Annotated in this window: 30 protein-coding genes; 6 read left to right on the top strand and 24 right to left on the bottom strand. The window is 26.8% G+C overall.

Annotated features, from left to right (window positions below; translation table 11 throughout):
- Positions 1-52: 52 nt before the first annotated feature.
- The 3 genes from folE to CLPUN_RS11535 are packed head-to-tail and all read right to left on the bottom strand — an operon-like array spanning position 53 to position 1778.
- The gene (gene folE, locus CLPUN_RS11545; protein ID WP_077847426.1) at positions 53-646 is read right to left on the bottom strand and encodes a GTP cyclohydrolase I FolE; all 594 of its coding nucleotides are present in this window, start codon (positions 644-646) and stop codon (positions 53-55) included.
- Positions 647-666: 20 nt separating this feature from the next.
- Positions 667-1335 (bottom strand): putative 7-carboxy-7-deazaguanine synthase QueE, encoded by a 669-nt coding sequence (gene queE, locus CLPUN_RS11540; protein WP_077847425.1) that lies wholly within the window; start codon positions 1333-1335, stop codon positions 667-669.
- Positions 1336-1349: 14 nt separating this feature from the next.
- Entirely contained in the window at positions 1350-1778 is a 429-nt protein-coding gene (locus CLPUN_RS11535; protein WP_077847424.1) for a 6-pyruvoyl trahydropterin synthase family protein, read from the bottom strand.
- A 355-nt stretch (positions 1779-2133) separates the two neighbouring features.
- Here CLPUN_RS11535 and CLPUN_RS11530 point away from each other — a divergent pair, with 355 nt between their 5' ends.
- The gene (locus CLPUN_RS11530) at positions 2134-2931 is read left to right on the top strand and encodes a DUF1189 domain-containing protein (protein WP_143329039.1); all 798 of its coding nucleotides are present in this window, start codon (positions 2134-2136) and stop codon (positions 2929-2931) included.
- 170 nt (positions 2932-3101) lie between these two features.
- On the opposite strand, the gene CLPUN_RS11525 is transcribed toward CLPUN_RS11530, so the two are convergent.
- From CLPUN_RS11525 to CLPUN_RS11460, 16 genes are all read right to left on the bottom strand, one after another.
- A complete protein-coding gene (locus CLPUN_RS11525; protein ID WP_077847423.1) occupies positions 3102-3623 on the bottom strand; it encodes a metal-dependent hydrolase in 522 nt (173 codons plus the stop codon).
- 141 nt (positions 3624-3764) lie between these two features.
- Positions 3765-3920, bottom strand: a complete 156-nt coding sequence (locus CLPUN_RS11520) for a FeoB-associated Cys-rich membrane protein (protein ID WP_077847422.1) — start codon at positions 3918-3920, stop codon at positions 3765-3767.
- A gap of 55 nt (positions 3921-3975) precedes the next feature.
- The gene (gene feoB, locus CLPUN_RS11515; protein ID WP_077847421.1) at positions 3976-5745 is read right to left on the bottom strand and encodes a ferrous iron transport protein B; all 1770 of its coding nucleotides are present in this window, start codon (positions 5743-5745) and stop codon (positions 3976-3978) included.
- Between the two features lie 101 nt (positions 5746-5846).
- Positions 5847-6068 carry a FeoA family protein gene (locus CLPUN_RS11510; protein WP_077847420.1) on the bottom strand — a complete coding sequence of 74 codons (222 nt, stop codon included), beginning with the start codon at positions 6066-6068 and terminating at the stop codon, positions 5847-5849.
- Between the two features lie 330 nt (positions 6069-6398).
- Positions 6399-6923 carry a QueT transporter family protein gene (locus tag CLPUN_RS11505; protein ID WP_077847419.1) on the bottom strand — a complete coding sequence of 175 codons (525 nt, stop codon included), beginning with the start codon at positions 6921-6923 and terminating at the stop codon, positions 6399-6401.
- A gap of 388 nt (positions 6924-7311) precedes the next feature.
- Positions 7312-7695, bottom strand: a complete 384-nt coding sequence (locus tag CLPUN_RS11500; RefSeq protein WP_077847418.1) for a (deoxy)nucleoside triphosphate pyrophosphohydrolase — start codon at positions 7693-7695, stop codon at positions 7312-7314.
- A 294-nt stretch (positions 7696-7989) separates the two neighbouring features.
- Complete coding sequence (locus CLPUN_RS11495; protein WP_242954117.1) at positions 7990-8529, bottom strand: DJ-1/PfpI family protein; 540 nt, start codon at positions 8527-8529, stop codon at positions 7990-7992.
- Between the two features lie 251 nt (positions 8530-8780).
- Positions 8781-9176, bottom strand: coding sequence for a YmaF family protein (locus tag CLPUN_RS11490; RefSeq protein ID WP_077847417.1), 396 nt, complete (start codon positions 9174-9176; stop codon positions 8781-8783).
- 76 nt (positions 9177-9252) lie between these two features.
- On the bottom strand, positions 9253-9384 hold the full coding sequence (locus tag CLPUN_RS29180; protein WP_278281626.1) for a hypothetical protein: 132 nt from the start codon (positions 9382-9384) through the stop codon (positions 9253-9255).
- Between the two features lie 168 nt (positions 9385-9552).
- Complete coding sequence (locus CLPUN_RS11485; protein WP_077847416.1) at positions 9553-9840, bottom strand: YciI family protein; 288 nt, start codon at positions 9838-9840, stop codon at positions 9553-9555.
- A 622-nt stretch (positions 9841-10462) separates the two neighbouring features.
- Positions 10463-10618, bottom strand: coding sequence for a hypothetical protein (locus CLPUN_RS27655; RefSeq protein WP_158078756.1), 156 nt, complete (start codon positions 10616-10618; stop codon positions 10463-10465).
- A gap of 252 nt (positions 10619-10870) precedes the next feature.
- A complete protein-coding gene (locus CLPUN_RS28035) occupies positions 10871-11038 on the bottom strand; it encodes a hypothetical protein (RefSeq protein ID WP_198944319.1) in 168 nt (55 codons plus the stop codon).
- A gap of 10 nt (positions 11039-11048) precedes the next feature.
- The gene (locus CLPUN_RS11475) at positions 11049-11477 is read right to left on the bottom strand and encodes a DUF6262 family protein (protein ID WP_077847415.1); all 429 of its coding nucleotides are present in this window, start codon (positions 11475-11477) and stop codon (positions 11049-11051) included.
- Complete coding sequence (locus CLPUN_RS11470; RefSeq protein WP_077847414.1) at positions 11461-12996, bottom strand: tyrosine-type recombinase/integrase; 1536 nt, start codon at positions 12994-12996, stop codon at positions 11461-11463. The genes CLPUN_RS11475 and CLPUN_RS11470 overlap by 17 nt, the downstream gene beginning before the upstream one ends.
- A gap of 1 nt (position 12997) precedes the next feature.
- Positions 12998-14425 (bottom strand): tyrosine-type recombinase/integrase, encoded by a 1428-nt coding sequence (locus tag CLPUN_RS11465; protein ID WP_077847413.1) that lies wholly within the window; start codon positions 14423-14425, stop codon positions 12998-13000.
- On the bottom strand, positions 14415-15506 hold the full coding sequence (locus CLPUN_RS11460) for a tyrosine-type recombinase/integrase (protein WP_077847411.1): 1092 nt from the start codon (positions 15504-15506) through the stop codon (positions 14415-14417). The genes CLPUN_RS11465 and CLPUN_RS11460 overlap by 11 nt, the downstream gene beginning before the upstream one ends.
- A gap of 413 nt (positions 15507-15919) precedes the next feature.
- Between CLPUN_RS11460 and CLPUN_RS11455 the strand changes: the two genes are divergently transcribed.
- Together CLPUN_RS11455 and CLPUN_RS11450 are read left to right on the top strand one after the other, a co-directional pair.
- Positions 15920-16249, top strand: a complete 330-nt coding sequence (locus CLPUN_RS11455) for a hypothetical protein (RefSeq protein ID WP_077847410.1) — start codon at positions 15920-15922, stop codon at positions 16247-16249.
- 296 nt (positions 16250-16545) lie between these two features.
- Complete coding sequence (locus CLPUN_RS11450; protein WP_077847409.1) at positions 16546-18279, top strand: S8 family peptidase; 1734 nt, start codon at positions 16546-16548, stop codon at positions 18277-18279.
- 152 nt (positions 18280-18431) lie between these two features.
- Here CLPUN_RS11450 and CLPUN_RS11445 read toward each other — a convergent pair whose 3' ends face one another.
- From CLPUN_RS11445 to CLPUN_RS11435, 3 genes are all read right to left on the bottom strand, one after another.
- A complete protein-coding gene (locus tag CLPUN_RS11445) occupies positions 18432-18767 on the bottom strand; it encodes a rhodanese-like domain-containing protein (RefSeq protein ID WP_077847407.1) in 336 nt (111 codons plus the stop codon).
- 428 nt (positions 18768-19195) lie between these two features.
- A complete protein-coding gene (locus CLPUN_RS11440; RefSeq protein WP_077847404.1) occupies positions 19196-19801 on the bottom strand; it encodes a TlpA family protein disulfide reductase in 606 nt (201 codons plus the stop codon).
- An 88-nt stretch (positions 19802-19889) separates the two neighbouring features.
- Complete coding sequence (locus tag CLPUN_RS11435; RefSeq protein ID WP_077847403.1) at positions 19890-20567, bottom strand: cytochrome c biogenesis CcdA family protein; 678 nt, start codon at positions 20565-20567, stop codon at positions 19890-19892.
- A gap of 426 nt (positions 20568-20993) precedes the next feature.
- Between CLPUN_RS11435 and CLPUN_RS11430 the strand changes: the two genes are divergently transcribed.
- From CLPUN_RS11430 to CLPUN_RS11420, 3 genes are all read left to right on the top strand, one after another.
- Entirely contained in the window at positions 20994-21584 is a 591-nt protein-coding gene (locus CLPUN_RS11430; RefSeq protein ID WP_198944318.1) for an HD-GYP domain-containing protein, read from the top strand.
- 146 nt (positions 21585-21730) lie between these two features.
- On the top strand, positions 21731-22147 hold the full coding sequence (locus CLPUN_RS11425; protein WP_077847402.1) for a flavodoxin: 417 nt from the start codon (positions 21731-21733) through the stop codon (positions 22145-22147).
- A 23-nt stretch (positions 22148-22170) separates the two neighbouring features.
- A complete protein-coding gene (locus tag CLPUN_RS11420; protein ID WP_077847401.1) occupies positions 22171-22806 on the top strand; it encodes a DUF3793 family protein in 636 nt (211 codons plus the stop codon).
- Positions 22807-23146: 340 nt separating this feature from the next.
- On the opposite strand, the gene trxA is transcribed toward CLPUN_RS11420, so the two are convergent.
- Positions 23147-23464, bottom strand: coding sequence for a thioredoxin (trxA, locus tag CLPUN_RS11415; protein ID WP_077847400.1), 318 nt, complete (start codon positions 23462-23464; stop codon positions 23147-23149).
- 103 nt (positions 23465-23567) lie between these two features.
- Positions 23568-24260: a Crp/Fnr family transcriptional regulator gene (locus CLPUN_RS11410; RefSeq protein WP_077847398.1), complete on the bottom strand. Its 693-nt coding sequence runs from the start codon at positions 24258-24260 to the stop codon at positions 23568-23570.
- Between the last annotated feature and the right edge of the window lie 572 nt (positions 24261-24832).

Genomic DNA, 24832 nt, shown 5'->3' with positions numbered 1-24832 from the left:
ACCCAAAGAGTTTTATTCCTTAACTCTTAATTCTAACTCATAACCGAGTTACCTATTTCATGATTAATAAAGCTTCCTGCCTTAACATATCATTAGACTGAAATTGTCCAGTAAATGTTGTTGTGGTTGTAAGTGTTCCAGGTTTCTTTATACCTCTAGAAGTCATGCATCCGTGTTCGCCTGTTATAAGAACACCAACATCTTCGCTGCCTGTAGCCATAGAGACAATTTCCGCAATATCACTGCCAATTCTTTCTTGAAGCTGAAGTCTTCTTCCAACCATATCTGCTATTCTTGAAATCTTACTAAGACCTATAATTTTTTCCTTTGGCATATATACTACAGTAACCTTCATATTATACATAAGCGCTAAATGGTGTTCACAGTAACTATGCATTGGTATATCTCTAACAACAACCATATTTTTATGAGTTTCCGACATAAACTCTTCATTTTCAAAAGTCGTTCCAAACATTTTTGCTATTTCTTCATTTGAAAGTGTCATACCTTCAAAAACTTCCTCATACATTTTAGAAACTCTTTTAGGTGTATCTAATAAACCTTCTCTATTTGGGTCATCTCCTAAGGCTATTATAATTTCTCTTATACATTCTTCTATTTTTTTAGTATTTATCTTCTTTTGCATATCCAATCCTCCTCATCTTTTTAAACTCCTCTTGCATTTTTATCCCAAATTATTTTATGAAGCTGTATTTGCAGCCTAACTTTATTTATTTTCTTTTCTTTCATGAATTCTACAATTTCTTCCATATCTATATTCCCCGAAACTGGACTTAAATACACTAAGCAATTAGACGCTAACTCATACTTAATTATAAGATCATAGGCCATTTGTAAATCTTCATTACTTCCTACAACAAACTTATAAACATCATTTTTTTTTACAATCTTTAAATTATTTAAATTCATTTTATCAGACATTTTGCTGCTTGGTAATTTAAAATCAATTATGTAACTGATATTATTTTTCTTATGTCTATTTTTGAAAGGTTCTATATCAACTGCTCCATTAGTCTCTATATGAATTTTCAAAGTATCATCTGAATTTAAAAGAGTTAAGAGTTCATCTATATTTTCTTGAATAAGAGGTTCTCCCCCTGTCAATGTAACATTGATTACACCTGTTTCCTTTATATAATCATAAATTTCTTTAGCATTTAATACTTCACAGATACTTTCCTTATCCCATGAATATGTAGTGTCACACCAAGAACATCTTAAATTACAACCTTGAAATCTTATAAAGGCAGCCAGTTCACCAGAACTTGGTCCTTCTCCATCTATTGATAAAAATTTTTCAACTATATTAAACATTTTTAAGCCTCCAACTAATCTTCTGTATATATGCAGCTATTTTTAGGTGTTTCAAATAATTCTACTTCACATACTGCTAATCCTTGAACTTTTAATCTATTAAAAATATCTCTAGACATTTCTTCTGCTGTTGGTCTATAATTTACAAAATATATATCAAAGTTATTTGGAAGTTCTTCAATTTTTTTTGCTAAAGCTTTTCCTTCACTATTATCTTCAATGATTAATTTATGGTCAAAAATATCTCCAATCTCTTTTAATGCATCCTTAAAATTAGAAAAATCGTCAACCATTCCTCTAAGCTGACCTTCTAAATGTAAAGTTTCTGCTTTTAATTTTGCAATTAACTTATATCTGTGACCATGAATATTAGAACACTTTCCATTATATCCGCTTAAATAATGTGCCATATCAAATTGTATTTCGCTCTTTATTGTAAACATATTTTTACTCCTTATATAATACATAGTTTATTTTTTGTAGTTTTAAAGTAATAGCTTATATTTAAAAATGCAAAGTTAATTTAAATTTAATATTTCTATGCATAAAAAAAGTTAATTTTGTTATCCTAAAAAACTAGCACAACAAAACTAACCTTAAATTTCCACTTAATTTAAAATTAAATTGCCTAGTTTTGTTTAAAGACAGGATGGTCTAACGAACTGTCTATTATTCAATTAATACACGTAATGATAACATATTTCATTTAAATATGCAAACATTCTGTCACATTCTAAATCAATGTGTTATAATTATCATTATTCATAATAAATATACATCAATTGAGGAGGTCTTTCTTTGAACACTAAAATGGGATTTAGGCACAAATTTGCATATAGCTTTTTTGATTTTGCAGCCTATAAAGAATTTTTAGTACAAGGACTTGGAAAAGCAATTTTATATATTTTCCTAGTCACTTTAATATTTTCTACTATAACTAACATGAATACAATAAATAAATTTATATCTGAAACGTCAGATATACAAACAACCTTTACAAAAACTGCTCCAAAATTTGAACTAAAAAATGGCTTATTTACTATAGATTCAACTGAACCTATTTATTATAAAAGTGATGGCCAAACACTTATTGTTGACACAACTGGTAAAACTAATAAATCAATTGTAGAATCCTATAGTGATGCTATATATATAGATTCAAATGAGCTTATATTAAAACAGAATTATAAAACAGTTCAGGTTATGAAATTTTCAGATATTCCTGAATTTAATGTAACAAACAAAACTATACAAAAGATGTTGTATTTATCGAAAATAATTATTCCAGTAATACTACTAATACTTGATCCAATAATTTCATTCATATTAAATTTAATTTCAGTATTTTTGATATTGGGTCCAATAAGTTTATCTATAAGTTCTTTTATGAATGTAAAATTAAATTATTCTAAAGTTTGCATTTTAAGTTTTTATTCTATGACAATGCCATTATTACTTCAAGCTTTATTGGATATATCCGGTATATTTTTGCCTGAATTTTCTATTATGTTCTATCTAATTACATTGATTTATTGTGGCTTAGCTATTAGAAAACTAAAAAATACAGACAAATCTAATTTAAATATTATGAACTAACCTTATTATATTAAAAGAGAGCCGCATTTTTAGATGCTGCTCTCTTTTAATATAATAAGGTTAGATACTATTTCAAGAGTTTCAGTTAAAATTTTTAGATCGGTATCCAATTAGAGTATTATATGGTCATTAAAAAAATCTTCTTATGAATATACTCTAATATTGATATTTTATTTCTGAGTAAATGTAAATACTGAAGTTATATGAAGTATGTCAAGCACTATAACTATATTTACACATGTTAAAATTCCACATAAGATATCTTCTAGCTTACTATTTGTTTTTATCTTACTTAAAGAAAATTTCTTTTTACTTAAAGGATAAAACCAAGGTAAACCGCCTACTGTAAAACTATCTAAAACTAAATGAGATAATATACCTAAGAACAATCCATTCAATCCAATTAATAATAGATTATTGGTAACCATTCCAAGCACTATTGAGTATAAGAACAAATAAAAAAGTGGTGCATGAAATAATTTTCTATGTCCTGCAAATTTATTTATTGCTTTAGATGCTGTTTTAACTTTTTTTCCAATATAACTATTTTTATGATCAATATCAGGAAGTAAACTTCCAACAAATGCTGTGGTTAAAAACATTCCTGTGGACATTAAAGATTTATTTGTCATTTGTATGGTCACATATAGTCCTACTAATATTCCTCCATTTATATGTGTTTTGTAATTCATTTTTTATACTCCTACTTAATTTTATCTTTTATTTGAATATGCCTATTATACTATATATTTGTTCTCTGTCAAAAATAAAGTCCATTTTTAATTTCAGTAAAAAATCTCATTAAAAACAAAAGCTTCTAATGAGATTTAAAATTAATTTGAATCATTATTTTTTTCAGAGCAACTATTTTTAGCTTTACAGAGGTCACATCCACAATTACATTTTCCATTTGAAGAATTTCTTACTGATTTCATTATTATAGCTCCAGCTAAAACAACTATTATAGAAGCAATTATTATTTCTATCATTTAAGCTTCACCTACCCATATTAATGAATTATAAAGGCAAATATATTGTAATTTATTACCAAAATATTAAGCTACCTATATTAAAAACTAAGAAAGCGGCAATCCAAGCTATAATTAGTTGAAAGAATATTGAAAATAAAGTTAATTTTATTCCATATTCTTTTTTCATGGTTCCAATTACAGATATACATGGAGTATAAAGTAATATAAACACTAAAAAAGCATACGCTGAAATATTAGTAAAATGTTCTGGTAAAATAACTGATAAATCTCCAGCAAAAATCACTTGCATGGATGCTAAAACTGATTCTTTAGCAAGCAAACCTGAAATAAGTGATACTGCTGATTGCCAGTTTCCAAAACCAAGAGGTTCAAATAATGGAGCTATTACACTACCTATAGATGCTAATATGCTTTCGTTAACTTCATTTACCATACCATGTATATTAAAGTTTGATAAAAACCATACCACTACACTCATTGCAAATATAATAGTTGCAGCTTTTTTTAAGAAACCCATAGCTTTATCTTTTGTTTGTTTATATATTGAAGAAAGCTTTGGCATTTTATATTCAGGAATTTCTATTATAAAAGGCTCTTCATCTTTTTTTAAATATGTATTTTTAAATAATATTCCGAGTAAAAATGCAACTACTACTCCAAGTAAATATAAAGATGATACTACAAGACCTCTATGTGATTCAAAAAATACTGCTGCAAAAACTGTATATACTGGCAATCTAGCATTACAAGACATAAACGGTACCAGTAACGCTGTTAATTTTCTATCTTTTTCACTTTCTAAGGTTCTAGCGGTCATTATTGCTGGAACAGTACAGCCAAAACCTATTATCATAGGTATAAACGCTTTACCCGAAAGTCCCATCTTTCTCATAAGGTTGTCCATCATAAAAGCCACCCTAGCCATATACCCGCTATCTTCTAAAATAGTTATGCACATAAATAATACTAAAATTATTGGTAATAATACGATTATACCTCCAACCCCTGAAATTATTCCATCTACAATAAGAGATCTAAACCAAGGAGAGGTGCTTACAAGTATGTTTTCTACACTAGGTATAAATGCATCATTTAAAAATCCGTCTAATAAATCTGATAAAGGTTGTCCAACCCATGAAAATGTTAATTCAAACATTAAAGACATTAGCAATATAAATATAGGATATGCTAAAATAGGATGTAATATCCACTTATCCAATTTTTCTGTTATGGTTTCTTGTATATTATCATGTCCCCTAACGCTTACACTTAATACTTTCTCAATAAATTTATAAGCTTCTTTTTCAGTAGAAAAATTATATTTATGAGAATCTAAAGGTGAATTAAAATTTCCTCTTTTTAATCTCTCTTCAATTATATCAAGACCTTTATTCTTACCTGCAATAATTGGAATTACTTCTACATTCAATTCCTTAGATAATTTCTTATAATCAATATTTATTCCTTTAGAATCTGAAATATCAATCATATTTAATGCTAATATAATTGGCTTATTAAATTGCTTAAGCTGAGTTGTTAAATATAAGTTTCTACTAAGATTAGATGCATCTACAATATTTAATATTAAATCTACATCTCCTTCTTCTAAAAAATTTTTAGATACTTTTTCTTCGTTTGAAAAAGTATCCATAGCATATATTCCAGGTAAATCTACAATTTTAATATTATTATCTAGAAATCCTTCCTTTTTATCTACAGTAACACCTGGCCAATTTCCCACATATTGATTAGAGCCTGTAAGTGCATTATACAATGTGGTTTTCCCTACATTAGGATTACCAAGTAAAGCTACATTTATCATAAATTTAAGTTTCTCCTATTCTCATTAATAATTTCGCTTCAATATAACTTTATTTAATTTCTTCGTAAGTCATATATAAATCTACTTATAATCTTAGTGATTTATTTTTTTAGCATTATATTCTTAGCATCATTTTTTCTAATAGCCAAATCAAAACCTCTAAAATTTATAATTATTGGATCTCCAAGAGGTGCACGCCTTCTAAGTTCCACTTCAGTTCCCTCTATACATCCTAACGCAAACAATCTTTTTATTAATTTTGAATCTCCATTAATGGATGAAATTATTCCTTTTTCCCCCAGTTTTAAATTGCATATACTCATAATGTCATCTCCTAATTGAAACTATTTATCATATAGTTAAGAATATCATTATTATATGTATTTATCAAGAAAAAAATGATACTTTTGGACACTGATACTTTTCCAGAATACAACGCATATCTAAAAAATAATCTTCGGCACTTTTTAACTAAAGAATATATTAATAGCAGACATAATTTAAAATTTTCTTTGAATAATACATACTTTATTTTTATAGCACTTAAAATTAAAGCAAATTAGTGAAGATCTATAATATGCTTTAATATATTTCAAGCCCACGTTGAAGTTATATTCAACGTAGGCTTTAGCTTTTGAAATTAATATTAATAGCTAACTTTTATTATCAGCTGTATTTTTGACAACAAGCAATCTATCATATTTATTTTGTATCAATTTTATAACTGGCACCCCAACCATTGTAACAACAACAAATTCACCAATTGCAACTTCTCCAATTGATACTATAAGTGGTAATTGATAAAGAAAGTTAAGCATATATCCAATTATTACACCATTAAAAATAGTAGGCCAAAGCGATGCTATTGTTAATGAAACCTTATTATTTTTAATAAACTTTCCTGTAAGTGAGATAGCATAAACACTAATAAATGTCGCTAACGTACCAAATATAGCATCAATAACTCCATTAGGTCCAACAATATTGGCGATAAAACATCCAAGGGTAAGCCCTCCAATATAGAACGGGTCAAAAAATGCTAGTAATATCATTATCTCTGACACTCTAAATTGTACTGCTCCATAACTTATAGGTGCTAATATAAGTGTTATAACTACATAAAGAGTAGCGATAATAGCTGTTCGTACTAATCTGTTCACTGTATTGTTATTGTTCAAATAAATTCCTCCATTTACTTAATGATATTATCAAAATTAATAATACCTCCCCAAATTTCCAAAGATTTTTTAATAAAAAAAATCGTAGGAAATATCCTACGATAAATAAATTCAACAAAAATAGAAGATCTTATTAATAAAAAATTAAATGAAATCTTTATTGACTATTTAACCGTAGTTTTATTTTAAGTCAGGAGGCTTTCGAACTGACTAAATATTAATTTTTATTCATAAAATTATATCAGATAGATAAAAATATTACAAGTTATACAGTTAAAAGATACTTAATACTAGTTCCGGATCATTGTCAACTTTGTGGATATAGATTCAACTAAGATTAGCAATGTACACCTAAAACGACGTTACAGTGGATGTATATAACTTAATTTTACATTTCTTTAAGTTTTTCAATGACTAATATATCTGCAGGTACCCACTTCAATTCATCTAGTTCTTCTAAAGCTGTCCATTTAGTATCATTATGAGCATTTAACCGTAATACTCCTCCACAGATGACACATATAAAACAGTGCATTTTGAGATGAAAATTTAAATAATCATAATCAATTGTTGTAAAATAACTTAATATATCAATATCTAATTCCAATTCTTCCTTGATTTCACGTCTAAGCGCTTCTCCTCGAGTTTCTCCTAGTTCCATTTTTCCACCCGGAAACTCCCACATATTTTTAAACTTACCATCACTACGACGAGTAGCCAATATTTTATCATCTTGCTTTATAATTGCTGCAACTACTTCTATTGTTTTCATCTTTCTCCCCCTTAGATTAATACATAATTATACTACAAATTTCTATAAATTAACATTCCTTTATACCTTACATCTGAATTCTTTCAATATGTTTGCATTATATATAGTAATATTTTTCACAAATAAATTCAAATTAAAAATAATATTTAGGCACAATTAAAAACCAGCAATTAGTTTATTAATTTAACTAATAAATCCTAACCCTTTGGTAAATTGAATTGGTTCTATATTAAATATTTTGAATATCAATATCATATTCCATTCTTTTAGCTGTAATATTGGCAATTTCTTTACCTAAGAGTTTCTTAATAATGTAAAATAACATATTATTCCAGTTGATATACCAGCTGAAGTAACGATAGGGTATTCATCAATAAACTTAACATTACGCTGAACATTAATTTTAGTATAATCCTTTTCTAACTTATTGATCTCCATCCAATGTGTTGTAGCTCGTTTTCCACCTAATAAACCAGCTTCAGCTAATAAAAATGCACCAGTACATACAGACGCCATTATATCAACATGATTCATACTATCTTTAATCCAGTTTATAATCTTTGGATTATGAATTTCAATTTCTTCTGCTCCATATCCTCCAGGTATAATTAAAATATCAAACTGTGGAGTGTCACAGAAATCATAATCAGGCTGAATTTTCAATCCATTACGAGCCTTTATTAAATTCTTTGTTTGAGTAACTGTATGTACTTTGAATGGTTTTTCATTACATCCGATATATGTAGTAATTGAAAACACTTCAAATGGACCAGCAAAATCTAACACCTCAACTTCATTAAAAAGTAAAATACCAATATTTTTTTGTTCTAACATTTTCTTATCCTCCATATATTTTTGACTTTAATTATATCTTCATATTAGCTCATAAAATTACGATTATTTATTAATTACAACATATTATGTGAATAAATTTCTGGATTTTGAACAAAAATAAGCAGTAGTGGATTACTCCTACCTACTACTTTCTAATAACTTTTTATATAAAATAAAAGGTAATGGAACGCGTACCATTTATTTAGTGCTTATTTCATCTTATATTTGGAATAAAACTAATCTGAATTACTTTAACATTTTTTATCTTTTGGTACATTTGTAGGATCTTCAATTAAAGTAGCAAAATAATAATCGTGGTCATGTCCAGCATCAAAAGTTGTTTCACCTTTTACTAAATGAATGTGTTTTCCACCTGGAAGAAAAAGAGCTGGACCAGTAGTATCGCAAATCTTATGAAAATGATCGCCAAAAGTATCTGTTAACACAGCTATTTTGTGAACATGCGATTTACCATATTCAATTGGAGGACCAGTTACACCAGCAATACGATGGTTGTGCACTACTCCTTCAAAGTAGTCTGTACTTGATTCGAATTCATGATTATGATTTTTTACTTTATAGTGATGTTCTTCATACTCATCATTCTCTTTAGAATAACGACTACATTTATCATAATTGTATCCCATTTAAATTTCCTCCTTAGTTATTTAGTATACTAATATACTATGTTTAGTTACATATTTATGTGAATAGAACAATTAATTATTTCAATATAATAGCCATTTGAGTATTTATTTTTTCTATATATGTTAATGGTGTATCTTCATAAATAGGAACATTTTGTATTACTGTCGTATCTATTTTAGTTTCTATTTTTCCTTCAGGAATTTCCACTTCTAAAAATTGAATACCACCTTAAGGTATTCTGTTTTCTAAGCCTCCTATTTGTAAATATATATAACCAGTGTTATAATATATTATCATTGTTTTCATATAATAACCTTATGCTGGCTTCTTTGTTTAAGTTGCTCATTTGTTTTTCACTCTTTCATAAATTGAACTTTATTCAACAAATTCCTTAAAGTTTTCAGCATACTTTGTTGGTTGGAATTCTACTACCTCATAATTGGCAATACTATTTCTATTAAAAGGATCTTCACTAATAATTTTCTTTACCTCTTCTATATTTTTTGCATTACATAAAATTACTCCACCAGTTCGAGGATTTTTTCGCCCTGAACAGACAAAATTGTTCCTAGCATAGTATTTATTTAAAAATATAATATGCTCCGCCAAATACTTTTCAACCTCTTCCAGTGGTTTAACATAAGTTAAATTTACTATAAACATCTGACTTACGGACAGTTATTTGTATAAAGCATGTTTATTTTCTAAATAGTTTACATATTTCATTATAATTACAATGGTAATTAATGAAATGAGAACCTTACAATCATATTTCTTTATAAATATGAAGTTTATTGAAGTAAAAATAGACATACGTCCCCTTTGAATCTTCAAAGGCACGATTTTCCAATTGAATAAATTATATATCGTAAAGTACAAAATCAAATCTGAGCTTGTACTTCTTGGCTGAAGAATCATAACATCTATTAAACCATTTAATACCCGAAGTAAATAAGCTATATATCCTAACAATTTTGTTCTTTATATTTTTTGTGGCTCCTATAATTTTACTTTTTTCCGTCCTAGTCAACAAAAAAAGATTTAAAATTTTTATCAATTCTCCTAATAAAAATAATCTTCATTATAATTCATTTATTATGGATTAGTTATAACATATATTGTAAATATCGCATTATTCAATTTTCAAAGAGCATTTTTTCATTATTCACTAAATCAAATTTACATATGATGTCTAAAAATTACTCCTATCTTGCAAGAAGTGGTACAAACATATTTTCCATTTTTACTCATTATAAAATTCCTCCTTAATTTTGATTTGTAATATTTACAAAATTTCTTTTTTGTTAACATGTAATAAAAACACTCTTTCTATTTCTTTTATTGCATGTTCAATTGTGATATCATTATATTCATCATTTAGAATAAAACTTAGTCCTTCTATTTGTTCATCAACTCCTAGTCCTGCATTAGCTGTAAACAATTCAGCTTCTAACTTATATTTTTCTAATATTTTATCTATATCTGATGTTATGGCTGAAACTTTAGAAACTGCTTTTGTAATTGTCTTAATTTAACCTTCATCTTATAAGGCATTTTATCCATTATATTTTCTCACCCTAATTAATGCGTCAATTATCTTTAGTGAGAGAGTGTATTATAAGTACCAAACTCTCACTAACACTAACTTTATTTCATACTAAACACTTTTCAGTGTTTACTATGTTATATTTCACTAATTTCTGATAATTTTTCGTATCTGTTCAAAAATATCTTGTTCTGTATACTCTTCAGGTTCGGGTTCTTCTCCCAACTTTTTAAGAATAAGTTTTTCTTGTTCTTTAGATATATTGAAACCCGATTTTTCTCTTAATCCTTGTATATATTCCTTGGTAGCAACCATAGTATCCCTCCTAACATCGCTTCATTTTTTCTAGGTTTTTTCTTAATTTTTTGTTTTCATCTTTAAGTTCTTCCATTTCGACTAATTGAATAATTAAGTTTTTCTTATCCTCTTTAAGTTTTTTTATTTCTTGGTAAAGTCTTTTTATCTTATCATCTTTAACCTGCATTTTATCCTTTGGAGTTATGATAATATCATCGTTATTGATACTCTTTTCAATGGCTCTAAGACTTAATATGCGTTCTTTAAGAATGGCATTATTATACAAAGTAACCTTAGATACGCCTGCTTCCTCAGCTACAGTTTTAAAGTTAATTTTCTTAGTTTTAGAACGCTTTAGTTTATCTATTATTCTATTAACTTTTTCAATAGTTTCTTGGTTCTTTTTTTCAGCAAATTCCTTTAAGCCTTCAGTATTTCTATTATGATTCCTTACCATCCATTTGCACCTCCAAACTATCTACAAGTGGTTTTAGATATTGCCATTTAACATATTGTCTTTGCCAATCTCTTTCTTTACCTAATTCTTTAAACCTTGTCATTTCTTTTTCCATAAGATCTAATTCTTGCTTTAAAATAGGGTGGAACTTGACCTCGGTAACGTAGTTAGGACAGTTATAGAAGAAACAGCCATCACCATCAGAACAGTTCCCCCTTCTAAAATCATATAGGCATACGCCTGTCGGTAATGGATTGAAACTCATAGATTTAGATAAATTAGATACAATATCATCAATCTCTTGCTCCGTTTTTCCACGAAACTGTTCATTAAGTTTATACTTAATTTCCTTTGCTCTAAGTCCAGCAATTTTAGAATCTCTGCTAAGTATCATATCTGAATATATTTCTTTAACTTCTTCCTCTTTCAAGGTAAGGTAGTGTGAAGTCATTTCAATAGATACGTGAGAAAATTGTTTCATAATATGTGCTATTGGAACCTTTTGCTTAATAAGTTCTCTGACAAATGTTGCTCTAAATTGATGAGATTTTAAAGAATACAAATTACCTTTTTCATCTCTTATATCCCATTTTTTTATAAAATTTTTCAATTTAACATTTGACCAAGCTGAAGCTTTTAAAACTCCAATTCCAGTTTTATGATTTTGGGATATGAATAACTCTTTTAGCTTACTCTCTTCTCTTAGATTTTTTGTGTGTTCCTCAAGTTCAGCAACAGTTTTCTTTACTAAGTCATTGATAAATACTTTATGAATTATAGGTTCACCCTTTTCAGTTTTTCCCAAAGCAACTTCAATATAATCGTATCCATCACTTGTTGCATGAACGCATCCCTGCCTTATAGATAATATTTCATTGATTCTTAAGCCCGTTTGACTTTGAATTATTATCCCCGCTTTAGTCAATATATTAGTTTCTTTATTAACTGCATGGCAAAGTATTTTATCGAATATATCTTCAGGTATAGGCTTGATTTTATTAATGCCAAGTTCTTTTTTATATTGCCATAATTCTAAAGAATTGATTGTTGCAAATATATCGCTTTTAGATACATTCCAACCTTTTATTTGCCCTATTTTTATTATTTGTTCAATGACTCTTAAATTAGCATATCCACTTATCGTAGCATATTTTCGTTCTTCTTTTAGCCACATATAATAATCTAAAAATACATCTTTATTAATTTGATTAAAACTTTCAATTCCATTTAGTTCTGCATATTTGATAAATACTGTTAATCTAGTATTTATATCTGTTACAACAGTCTGTGGTTTTACTATTGCAAGTCTATAATAAGCATATAATTTAGCAACCAGTCTCATATCTATGTTTTTAATATAATCAAATTGCAGTATTTTCCTACATTTGTTCAACGTTTTTTCTTGCATAAATGGTGATAAATCCCACACATCATCAATAAATTTAGAATTTCCGATTGTTATATTACTATAATCACTTTTAGTATTTACCGGTGATAATTGTAATTTAGTTATTTCCATATTACATTTCCTCCAATCTCTTCACAATTTCCTTTAGAATTTCAATTGTAGGGAGGAAATGCTCCGCATAATGATCGCCATAAATATTTTCTTCTAATTGCTTTTCTAACTCTGCTAAATTATTCTTATGAGCCTGTAAATACTCTGGAGTTGTAATATATCTACTGCAAGTATAGCATTTCTGTCTTTTTAATAATCTGTCGCATATCTTTCCATCAGTACAAGGCTTGGTGCAATAACCATCTTCCATTCTTGCTCCTTTATCCTTGTTTTCCTTGAACCAAATTAAATCTTGCTTATCTGATATAACTGTTTCATCAACTTTGTTGATGTTGCCGATAATACCTATATTCTTAAATATTTCAGCTCTTTCTTTGTCTTTAACATCTGCATAATATAATTTAGTAGTTCTAATATCAGAATGTCCTAAAAATTGTTGTATAACTTTTAAATTTACATTTTTCGAAAACATATCAGTAGCAATTGTTTTTCTAAACTGATGAATTTTTATTTTATACAATTCACCGTTTTCATCTCTAATATTATGCTGAAGTGAAAAATTGTTAATCCAACTTTTAAATGTTTCACATGAGATATTTGAGACTTTATTTTCCTTTATAAGATTTATCGATTTATAGATAAATAAGTATTTTTTTATATTTGATTCTGCTTCATATCTAATTTCATCTGTATATTCTAATAATTCTTGTATAGCATTGTAGCAATTATCATTTATAGGTAATGGCACTCTTTCTTTTCTATTTTTATGATCATACCAGGTTAATGTATATCCACTTATTAAATGCGGCTTAACGCTATCGATAGTTAATCTAAGCATATCTCCAACTCTCATACCGGTTGATTGAAGAATAATTATTCCACATTTAACATAAGGATTTTTTTCATTTCTTAAGGAATCATTTATTTTAATAACGATGTTATCGGGAATGAAATTATAAGTAATATTTCTTGAAATACGTGGAAAATAAACTTTTTCAAAAATCTCAGTTTGTGGACTATTTTTAGGAATATATATTCTTGTCCAATCAATTATTGATTTTAAACTAATAAAGTGAAGTCTTTGAGTCTTATAAGCATATTTCTTATTAGTTAATGGACTTATTAACGTTTTTAAATATGAAACAAAATTATCTATATCACTATTAGTAATTTGTTTTAGTGAATTTATATTATTTAAAACAAGAAAATTATTAACTACTTTAAAATCAGTTCTTACTTGACCATAAAGATAGCCTAATGTTTTTCGACTTTCTTTATAATTTCTCCAAGTATAAAATTTTATTATATTTTTAATTTCTTTACTTTCTATATAAGAGAAATCAAAATTATATTTTCTACCAAAATTTTGAGAGTTATCATCATTTTCTATTAACTCCCATACATCCTCATTAGGAATTTTATTTGCCACTAGCTCCACCTCCGATTAATATACTCTTACTCCAGTATTTACTCAAACTATCTTCAAGGTACTGATTGGAAATATGAGTATATTGCTGTGTAGTAGTAATATGTTCGTGTCCTGCAATAATCTTTACAACACTTATATCCATACCATTCTCAACTAAATGGGTTATATATGTATGTCGTAAATCGTGAAAATTAAATTCAATTCCTACTTTCCTTTTTATTGTATTAAATACTTCATATATTGCTCTATAAGTTAGTGGTTTACCTAAATTTTGCTTTTGTTGTGATATAAATATATAACTATGTTCTGTATCTGTATCATTTCGTTCTTCCATAATAAAATTGTCTATTTCTTCAAGCAAAACCATAGGAATATATAAATTTCTCCTTTTACCTTTGGATTTTATATTTTCTAATATTCCAATTTCTTTTGAAGTATCAGGATAAGGTATATCCTCAATTTGAAGTTCCAATACTTCACCTATTCTCGCCCCTGTAAGGTACATTATCTTGAAGATTAATTTATCTCTCCAAGTTAATAGATTATTTAAAATTTTTTCAGCAGTAGCATCTGATACAAGTTTAAATATGGTCTTACTTTCTTTAACTTTGAATATAGATTTCCTAGTCTTATTATTACTTCTTGTGTGGTATAACAGACTTTTAAACATATCAAATGGTCTATTAACATTTTCCATTATTATAGGGTTATTTATTTCTTTAATCATTCCACAATATTTATAAAAATTATAAACTGTACTAAGTATTCTATTTATAGTCTTTCCTGTGCGCTTACTTTCAATATATACGCTAACTACGTTGTCGGAAGTGTTAGGATCTCTTAAATATTCTATAAAATCACCAATTATATTTGGACTTATTTGGTCATAATCATAACCACTTTTATTTAAAAAAAACCAGTATATCTTTAGATCTCTTCCATTGGCGTTCAGTGTATTTAATGCTCTGTCTTTTAATCTTAAATATTTTAAATATTCATATACAGGCTTCACTACTCTCATGTTATCATCTAACAAAACAACAATATCTTTATCTCTATTTTTTAATATTTGTAATTCCACTTCTTTTGTTCCTCCATACTTGTTTTATATATTCAATAAGTTAACATCATTAGTATAACTAATGATTAGCCATATTATTTATGGCAATTATTTCTTATTAATATTCATATCAAGTATGGTACTTACTCTCTCTCAGCTATCCTCTTTCTATACTCTCTAATACTCCTATATAACTGTTATTTCTTATGCTTACATTAGTTATTACAATCTATACTATAATCACTAAAGATAACGTACTTTCTACATCTTGAATATTTATTTTTTTAATTCACATAATAATAATGTTTTTATGTTGAAACTGATCCTCTAATTTTGCCTTTTATTGTTTTTTTAATGCTTTGTTAGCATGATTAATTATATTTAGTATATTTCGATACAAACTTCTCAAAATATTATATAGCGAGGTGTATATAATGAAATTAAAAGCATTCATAATAATTTTTTTAATGTCAACATTGACATTTACAGAAATTCCAAAGGCACAACCTATATCAAATGTTTATAAGCAAGGTATATACACTGTTTCTCAAAAGGGTTCTTTCACTGCTACTGCTAGCCTCATAACACCAAACAACATCACAACTTTAATAGTAATAGATCCTAATAGTATCCTGAAACTCTATAAAAGATTTGATACTATAAACCAATCAGTAAACCTAGATACTATTGAATATGGAGACATTGCAATAATAGTTGGAAGTGGTGAGCTTTCTCTTCTAAACGTTAAATTATCCGGCAGTTAATTCATAGAATTTACAGTTCATCTAAATTTACTATATTTGCAGTATATGCAACATCTTGAATTTATTATATATTAATTTTATAGAAATATATGTGACTTAGAGACACATATATAATATAACTAAAAAGAAATCGTAAATCATTTTATAAAATTACTTCTTAAAACAAATAATAAATTATAAATCTTATATCATCAAATAAATAATATAAAAATATACATATTATTATAACTCAATTAATTTTAATAAAATTAGGGATAATTATTTAGATATTGAGAGTATTAATACGGAGGATTTAAATGGAATCAAAATATCCAACTCCAGACGATTTTTTGAAAAATCCAGATTATTTTAGTTATCTAGTTAAATATCAAGGAAATATTAAAGAGGAAGTTTCAAAATATGCTGGTTATTATGTAGTAATACTAAATGATACATATGCTATAGTCTGTGTACAAAGAGAAATTATAGCAAAAGGTATAGATATTAATACAGGTGCACCCTATTTTTCAACTATTGTTTATGTACAGCCAGCTGAATTTTTTACACTTCAGGAAGTTTCTCCTATTGAAGCTTCTGGTGTACAGTTTTTACAGCTAGAGTTACCGCTAGCACTAACTGGGAAAGGAGTAAATATAGCAGTTGTTGACTCAGGTATAGATTTTTTAAGTGATGAATTTATAGATTCTAATGGTCAAACACGAATTGAATGTATTTGGGATCAAACAATAAGCTCAAATAAAAAAGCTCAAAATAGTATGGTTAACTTTGGAACCTTATACACAAAAGATCAAATACAAGAAGCTATAAATGCACAAAAAGAAGGAAAGTTGCCATATGATATAGTTCCAAGCAAAGATGAACTTGGACATGGAACAAATATGTCTGGAATAATTGGAGCAACTGGCAAAAGTCCTAATTTAAAAGGAATTGCTCCAGACTGCAATTTTGTGATTGTAAAATTATTAATAGATCCCGCATTTAAAAAATGGTTTACTGTAGAAGTTCCAGAATTTAATATAACCAGTGTTTTTGCTGCTCTAGAATTCTTATATAGATATGCTTTAACAAATTATAAACCATTAGTTATATATCTTCCTGTTGGAAGTAGTTTAGGTAGTCATAAAGGAAATGGAATCTTAGAGCAGTATGTAGATTTTATATGCTTAAATAGTGGCATTGCAGTAGTTACAGGTGCTGGAAATGAATGTGTAAATGGTGGACATGCATCTGGTATATTATCTAGTGTTGATAGTACAAGTTCGATGCAATTAACAGTCTCCCCAGAACAAAAGGATTTATGGCTTGAAATTTGGATTGATGCTCCAAATATAATGTCCTTAGACATTATTTCTCCATCTGGTGAAAATACCGGCATATTAGCTGCTTTAATTAACGCCACTAATTACTATACATTCACATTTGAAAATACAAAAATTAAAGTCAATTATTATTTGCCTGAAGAAAATACTGGTGATGAATTAATACGCATTCGATTTTATGATTTACAACCGGGTGTATGGAAACTGAGACTAAGTGGAGATTCTATTTTAGATGGCAAATATAATGCTTGGATACCTCAAAAAGGAATATCAATTGGCGGCACTAGATTTATTCCATCAGATATTTATGGAACAAACACTAATCCAGCCACTTCTAATCTTATAATTACAGCTGCCGCCTATAATCAAAATAATAAAACTCTTTTAGATTATTCAGGTATGTCATTAATTGATAATTACGTTAATATAATAAATGTTGCCGCCGGTGGTGTAAATGCAATCACAGTAGCTCCTAATAATAATACTGCTATTGTTAATGGAACTAGTGTATCTGCTGCTATTGTAGCCGGTGCTTGTATTCTGCTATTTGAATGGGGAATTGTTGATGGCAATGACCGATTTATGTATTCTCAAACTTTAGTAACATATCTCTCAAGAGGAACTATCAGAAGAGTTGGCGATATATATCCTAATCCACAATGGGGATATGGAATGTTAAATATATTAACCATGTTTCAAAATATGAAATAGTATATTTTACTACACATTTTTATATTAAAAATTTTAATTGCATTCATTTTTATATTAAAAATTTTAATTGCATTCATTTTTGTGTTAATAACATTTGAAAAAATAAAAATAGAAGCATATTCTAACCAAGCTACATATGCTTCTATTTTTATCTATGTTCGTTTACAGTATTTCCTTTTTGTTCCTACATATGATCCCATTCCACCAGAGACATTTATAACATTAAAGCCTTGATTTATTAGGTTATTGCATGCTCTTAAACTTCTTCCACCAGATTGACACATTATGTAGTATTCTTTACTTTTATTTAAATATTTATCTGGATCATTTAAAAGTTCACCCATAGGAATATTTTTTGCACTTTTTATGCTTCCACCTTTATATTCATAGTCTTCTCTAATATCGATTAATTCAATTTCACCTATTAAACTATCAATATCATTAACATTTATAACTTTTTCACTATCTCCTTTTAAAAAATTAAACATATCTTATCCTCCTAAATTTTTAATTTAAATTTATTTAAGTTTTAAATTTTTCCTAAACTAGTGTTTGCCATAATAATTCAATTATGTCCTTATATTCCTATATTATATATTATTTTTCGCGAACATATGTGACTTAGTCACATATAGAATTTTAAATCATACGATTATTCCCCAATATTTATATTATTATATATGTTCTAAAAAATTTTGTTCATTAAGATTTAATTTCTATATTAGAGTGATTGGATACGACAACCAACTAAATTATGAACTTTCTTAATTAGAACTTATATACATAAAAAAGACTTAAAAATGATTAATGCTCACTTTAAGTTTCTCCTTTATCACTAAAAAATAAGCTGTCCAAACCAAATTTTTATTTCCAACTTTAGACAGCCTTACTATAATCTATTTTATATTTTTATATTCTAAGCTTGAAGAAGCAATTCAATTTGACTTTCTAGCTCTTCTTTAGATAGTACTCCTGCTGGATTATCTTTAAAAATATATCCATCTTTATCTATAAAAATTGTTCTTGGTATAGATGTTATATTATATTTATTCGCAGCATCTAATTTTGTATCGAATAAAAGTTTCATATCATAATTGTTGCTCTTTATATATTTTTGAGCTTTATTAGTTGTTTCTTGCTCTCCATCCGTTAAGTTTATCATTAAAATAGCTATTTTTTCTTTACTATATTTCTTTGACATTTCATTAAATCCCGGCATTTCTTCTTTACAAGGCGGACACCAGCTAGCCCAAAAATTTAATACTACAGGTGTTCCTATATAATCTGATAATTTCACTTCTTTAAGATTTTCATCATATATAGTAAAATCTTTTGCTTTAAGTTTTACTTTAAGTTTATTATTTTTTGAATTTTGATTTTGACTCTTCTCGCTTTCATTTATTATATTTTTATTGTTATATTTATAAGCTAAAGTACCATACCCTAAATATGCAGCAACCAAAAATATTGAAAAAGTCAAAAAACCCACTACAAGTATAATTAATTTTTTATTATTATTCATAAATTTCTCCTTATGTGTAGTATTTGAAAATTTTATATTTTTTCTAGAAATATATAAAAATATTGAGCTTAATATTTCTTTGAAATCTCTAAAATGTCAATATAGAAAGGAATTTATTTAAATGACCTGTCATAATTAAACTTCCTATAATAACAAGAATTATTCCCGATATGATATTTATAATCTTATAATTTTTCTTTATAAAATTTAATGTTTCTTTTAATTGTTCTATTAGGATGGCACATACTATAAAAGGTATACCTAGTCCTAAACTATAAATTAAAAGCATTATAGTTCCTTTAACAGTTTCTTGTGAGTTAACTGCAATCATTAAAGCAGTTCCTAGAAAAGTGCCAACACAAGGTGTCCATCCTATTCCAAAAATCATTCCAAATACAATTGATGAAAAAAATTTAAATGTTTTTATTTCAGTTTTTAATTTTAAACTTTTTTCAAAAAGCGAAATTTTAAATATTCCTACATAATTAATCCCAAATAAAATAACTATAAGCCCACTAAAAATATTTATAATGAAACTTTGTTCCTTTATAAAACTTCCAAAGGTTCCTGCAAGTGTTCCTAATAATGTAAATATTATTGTAAATCCAAGTACAAACCCTAATGAATTTATTAAGGTTCTATATTTAAATTTCTCATTATCACCATTTCCGCCCATAAAATATGATATGTATAATGGCAATAACGGCAAAATGCATGGTGATATAAAGGTTATAATCCCTTCTAAAAATAATAAAAGATATTGCATATATATCATTCCTTTTTTAAATCTAATTTTATAATATATTTTACTACATCAATTTGATTCCTGCACATACTTTCAATACAGAAATTTAATTAAATCTTATATATATTTTAAAGAATGCTCTATATAATTGTATGTTTGAATATTATAAATGATTTCTTAAAACAAATATGTGATTAAGTCACACATCAAACCATTTAGCGTTCTAATTGATAACTATTTTCATTTACTTTTTATTTTTCATATGTTATATTGTCTTTAGTTTTAATTTTATTGTAAAAAGATGTTTTTACAAGTGGCATGCATATCTAAATAAAACCTAATTTATAAATAAACTCACTTTATATATTAGGGATTTACAACATTTATAAATCTTTTTGTGACAATTTCAACTAAAAACTACATTATTTTAAGTAAAGGATTGATAAGATGATAATAGATATTGAAATATATCATGATATAATAGAAAGCTTAGCTGCAGCCTTGGATGCGAAAGATGTTTATACCTCTGGCCATTCTACTAGAGTTGGTAATATGGCATATGATTTAGGTACGCAATTAGGACTTGATGAAAATAGTTTACAAAGGATTCATATTGCTGGTCATTTACATGATATTGGCAAAATTGGAGTTCCAGATAATATATTGAACAAAAAAGATAAACTCACTTCTTCGGAATGGGAACTTATGAAAAGTCATCCTAAGATAGGCTTTAATATACTAAAAAAAGCGAATAGCTTAAAAGAAATTTCTCATATAGTTTTGCATCATCATGAAAAATGGAATGGTACTGGATATCCTAATGGCTTAAGTAAAGAAGAAATTCCACTAGGCTCTAGAATAATTGCAATATGTGATTCTATTGATGCTATGAGAAGTAACAGACCATATCGAAAAATAATCACTAACAACGATTGTTATAATGAAATATTGAACAATAAAGAAATAATGTATGATCCTAAAATCACTGATTGTATAATTGAAAACTGGACTAATATAGTAATTCCCTATTATTCTTAATAAATCAAATAAAATACTATAGAGTATAAAAAAATATTATTAGGAAATAAATATAAATAATACTTGACAAAATTAATCAGATATTGTATTCTCTAATTGAGAATGATTTTCATATTTATTCAAAGAATATAAGGAGTGGTAATTAAATGAAAATAGTATATTGGTCAGGAACAGGTAACACAGAGAAAATGGCTGAATTAATAAAAAAAGGAATTGTAGATTCTGGTAAAGATGCAGAAACAATATCTGTGTCTGATGTTAATGTAGAAGATTTACTAAAAGAAGAAGTAATTGTTTTAGGTTGTTCAGCAATGGGTGATGAAGTCCTTGAAGAGTCAGAATTTGAACCTTTCATAGATAATCTTTCAACTAAAGTATCAGGGAAAAAAATAGCTCTTTTCGGATCTTATGGCTGGGGAGATGGAAAATGGATGAGAGATTTCGAAGAAAGAATGATAGGTTATGGTTGTACTTTAATAGATGCACCATTAATAATTCAAAATGAACCAGATGATAATGAAGAAGATTGTATAAGTTTAGGGAAAAAAATAGCTCTTGCATAAAATAATTTTGGCGGTGATATGAATTGAGACATCTAGATTTTTATAATAAATTAAATTCAATGCATAGTAAAGAATATATAGAAACTTTTTTAGTATATAATTTATCCTTAGTAATTGCAGGAATCAAACCAGCTGTTACACTAACAATTAAAAAGAATAATCAGAAATTATATAATAGTTGGAATGATTTTGGTATTAGTTTTATTAATTCTACAGATTTAAAATTTATAGAATTAAGGGAAAGTAATGAATCAATTATAATTATGATTTATGATGAATTTATACTAAAAAAAGAATTATATAAAAAGTCTCACAAGAATTTCTTATTAAATATAGGATATCCTGAAAATGAATGCGTTAATGATTATATAAATGCTTTAAAATCTAGATATGAAAAATATCACTGTCCTCATGAACTTGGATTATTCCTTGGAATACCATTTAAAGATGTTAAAGATTTTATGGAATGTACTACAAAGAAATGTTTATTATGTGGATATTGGAAAGTATATAATGATAGTAAACAGGCAAAAAAAATTTTTACTCAATATGATAAAGTAAAAGAATATACGATGAAGAATATGCTCGAAGGGAATTCATCGCGTGACCTCGCTTTAAGCATAAAAAACTACTTCTATCAAAATTCTAAATGTATGTAGCTCCTCCAAATTATATATGTTTAGTTTAAGTATAAATAGATAATTTGCCTATTATTTTAAAAATATATTTACACACTACCATGAATATAAGTAATTAACCACCATAAATATTTTCAGTCCACACACGCTGAAAATAAAAAACAAATTAAACTTATTATTATAATTTTTCTAATTAAGCATAAAAAATACATTCTATAAAATTCATATAAATTGGCTGTTGCAATATTAAATTACTTAGTTATGCAACAGCCAATTATTATAATTTATATATACTAACTACTACTTTCTTCTCTTGATATTTTCCATAGCTTATCTAAATTTTTTAATTTAACTTTGTTGTCTATAAATGTGAATTTATCTTATTTGCTATATTTTGCTCCGGCATAAATCCTGCTAAGCTTTCTACTGGAACTCCATCCTTAAATATAATCATAGTTGGAACAGCAGATATTCTATATTTTTGAGCTATATTCATATTTTCATCTATATCTAGCTTAAAGAATTTAGCTTTGTCTCCCATCTTATTACTAATGCCTTCAAATACAGGTGATAGCATCTTGCATGGACCACACCATGTTGCAAAGAAATCAACAACTACAACCCCTTTAGTATTTTCAACATTTAGAATAAATTCATTACTATCTAATGTTTTAGCCATATTTAACTCCTCCTAATCATATTTTAATTATAATTTTATCTCTATACTATTTCTGTGACTTAGTCACTTGAATAGTAACTCCATTTGATTTTTAAAGTGTCCTTTATTGATTAACCATTAAAATTTCTTTTAAATTTTTAATTATTATTATTTTCCCTCTTTCTAATTTTATATATCCTCTTTTCTCAAGGCTTTTAAGTTTCCTACTTACAACTTCTCTAGCTGAATCAATTTCAAATGCTAATTCGCTATGGGTTCCATAAATTATATTACTATTTCTATTAATGAGCATTTTTACAAGTCTTGTTTCTAAAGATTCATGTATCCTTTCTTCTTTATTTTCTATAACTATATTAAATTTATTATATAAATCTTCATATATATATAATAAAAACTCATTATCTTTCATGAAATATAATCTTGCTATATCTAATGGTATTATACAGATTTCTGAATCTTGAATTGCTTTTCCTGTTATATTTAGTGATTCAAAATTTGATAAACAGCTTAATACTTCATGGCAAAACTCTCCCTGCCTTATATTATATAAATTAGTTTCTTCTCCTTCCACATTAACTCTCTGTATTTTTATAATTCCTTTTATTACAAATAAAATTCCAACACAAGTTCCTTCGGTAGATTTTATATATTCATCTGCATATACAGTTTTAAAAACTGCTTGTTTATTAATTATTTCATTATTTTTTTGATTAATTTTATTGAGTATAGGATAAGTTTTATATAAATGCTTTATCTTTTCCATTCTTTCATTGGCTTTTTGATTATAACTAGTCATTACTATTCCTCCATGCTATTATTCTATGCTAAAACTTTTAAATTTTGTGTAACTAAGTCACACACTTATTAATATTATTAGAATTTATATTTTTATAAATAAACTTTTAAGCACCTAATTACTATACTAAATTCCTGTCATCAATTAATATAGCAACTTATATATAATTTCCCATATTAATATAAAATTAAAAGATATAAAACCTTTTAATTTTAAAACGCTTTATATCTTTTAATAATATTAGGTTGTTGAATAACTAATTTTGACAAATAGTTATTTAAGAAAATATTCTTAGGAATCAAAGGTTCCAAGGATATTTTCTTGATTTTATTCCTTGCTGTTTTTTATTAAATTCATCTATTAAATAAGCTAATAAAACCCATTTTATATGACGTTCGTATCGGACTTGCCCATAGAGTCTTGGATTTTCTAAGTTATATAAACCTTTAATACGGAGAATAATTGCTCTATTTTCAATCTATTTTTATATAGGTTCACCCCTATAGGAGATTCGAAAAACAAAGCATTTTCATATCGTTTATCAATGAATTCCTCAATGCTTTTAGCTTTAC

It is taken from the genome of Clostridium puniceum (assembly GCF_002006345.1).
GTDB lineage: Bacteria > Bacillota > Clostridia > Clostridiales > Clostridiaceae > Clostridium > Clostridium puniceum.
The sequence above is the reverse complement of the archived record's forward strand: the minus strand, read 5'-3'. Positions and strand labels throughout refer to the sequence as shown.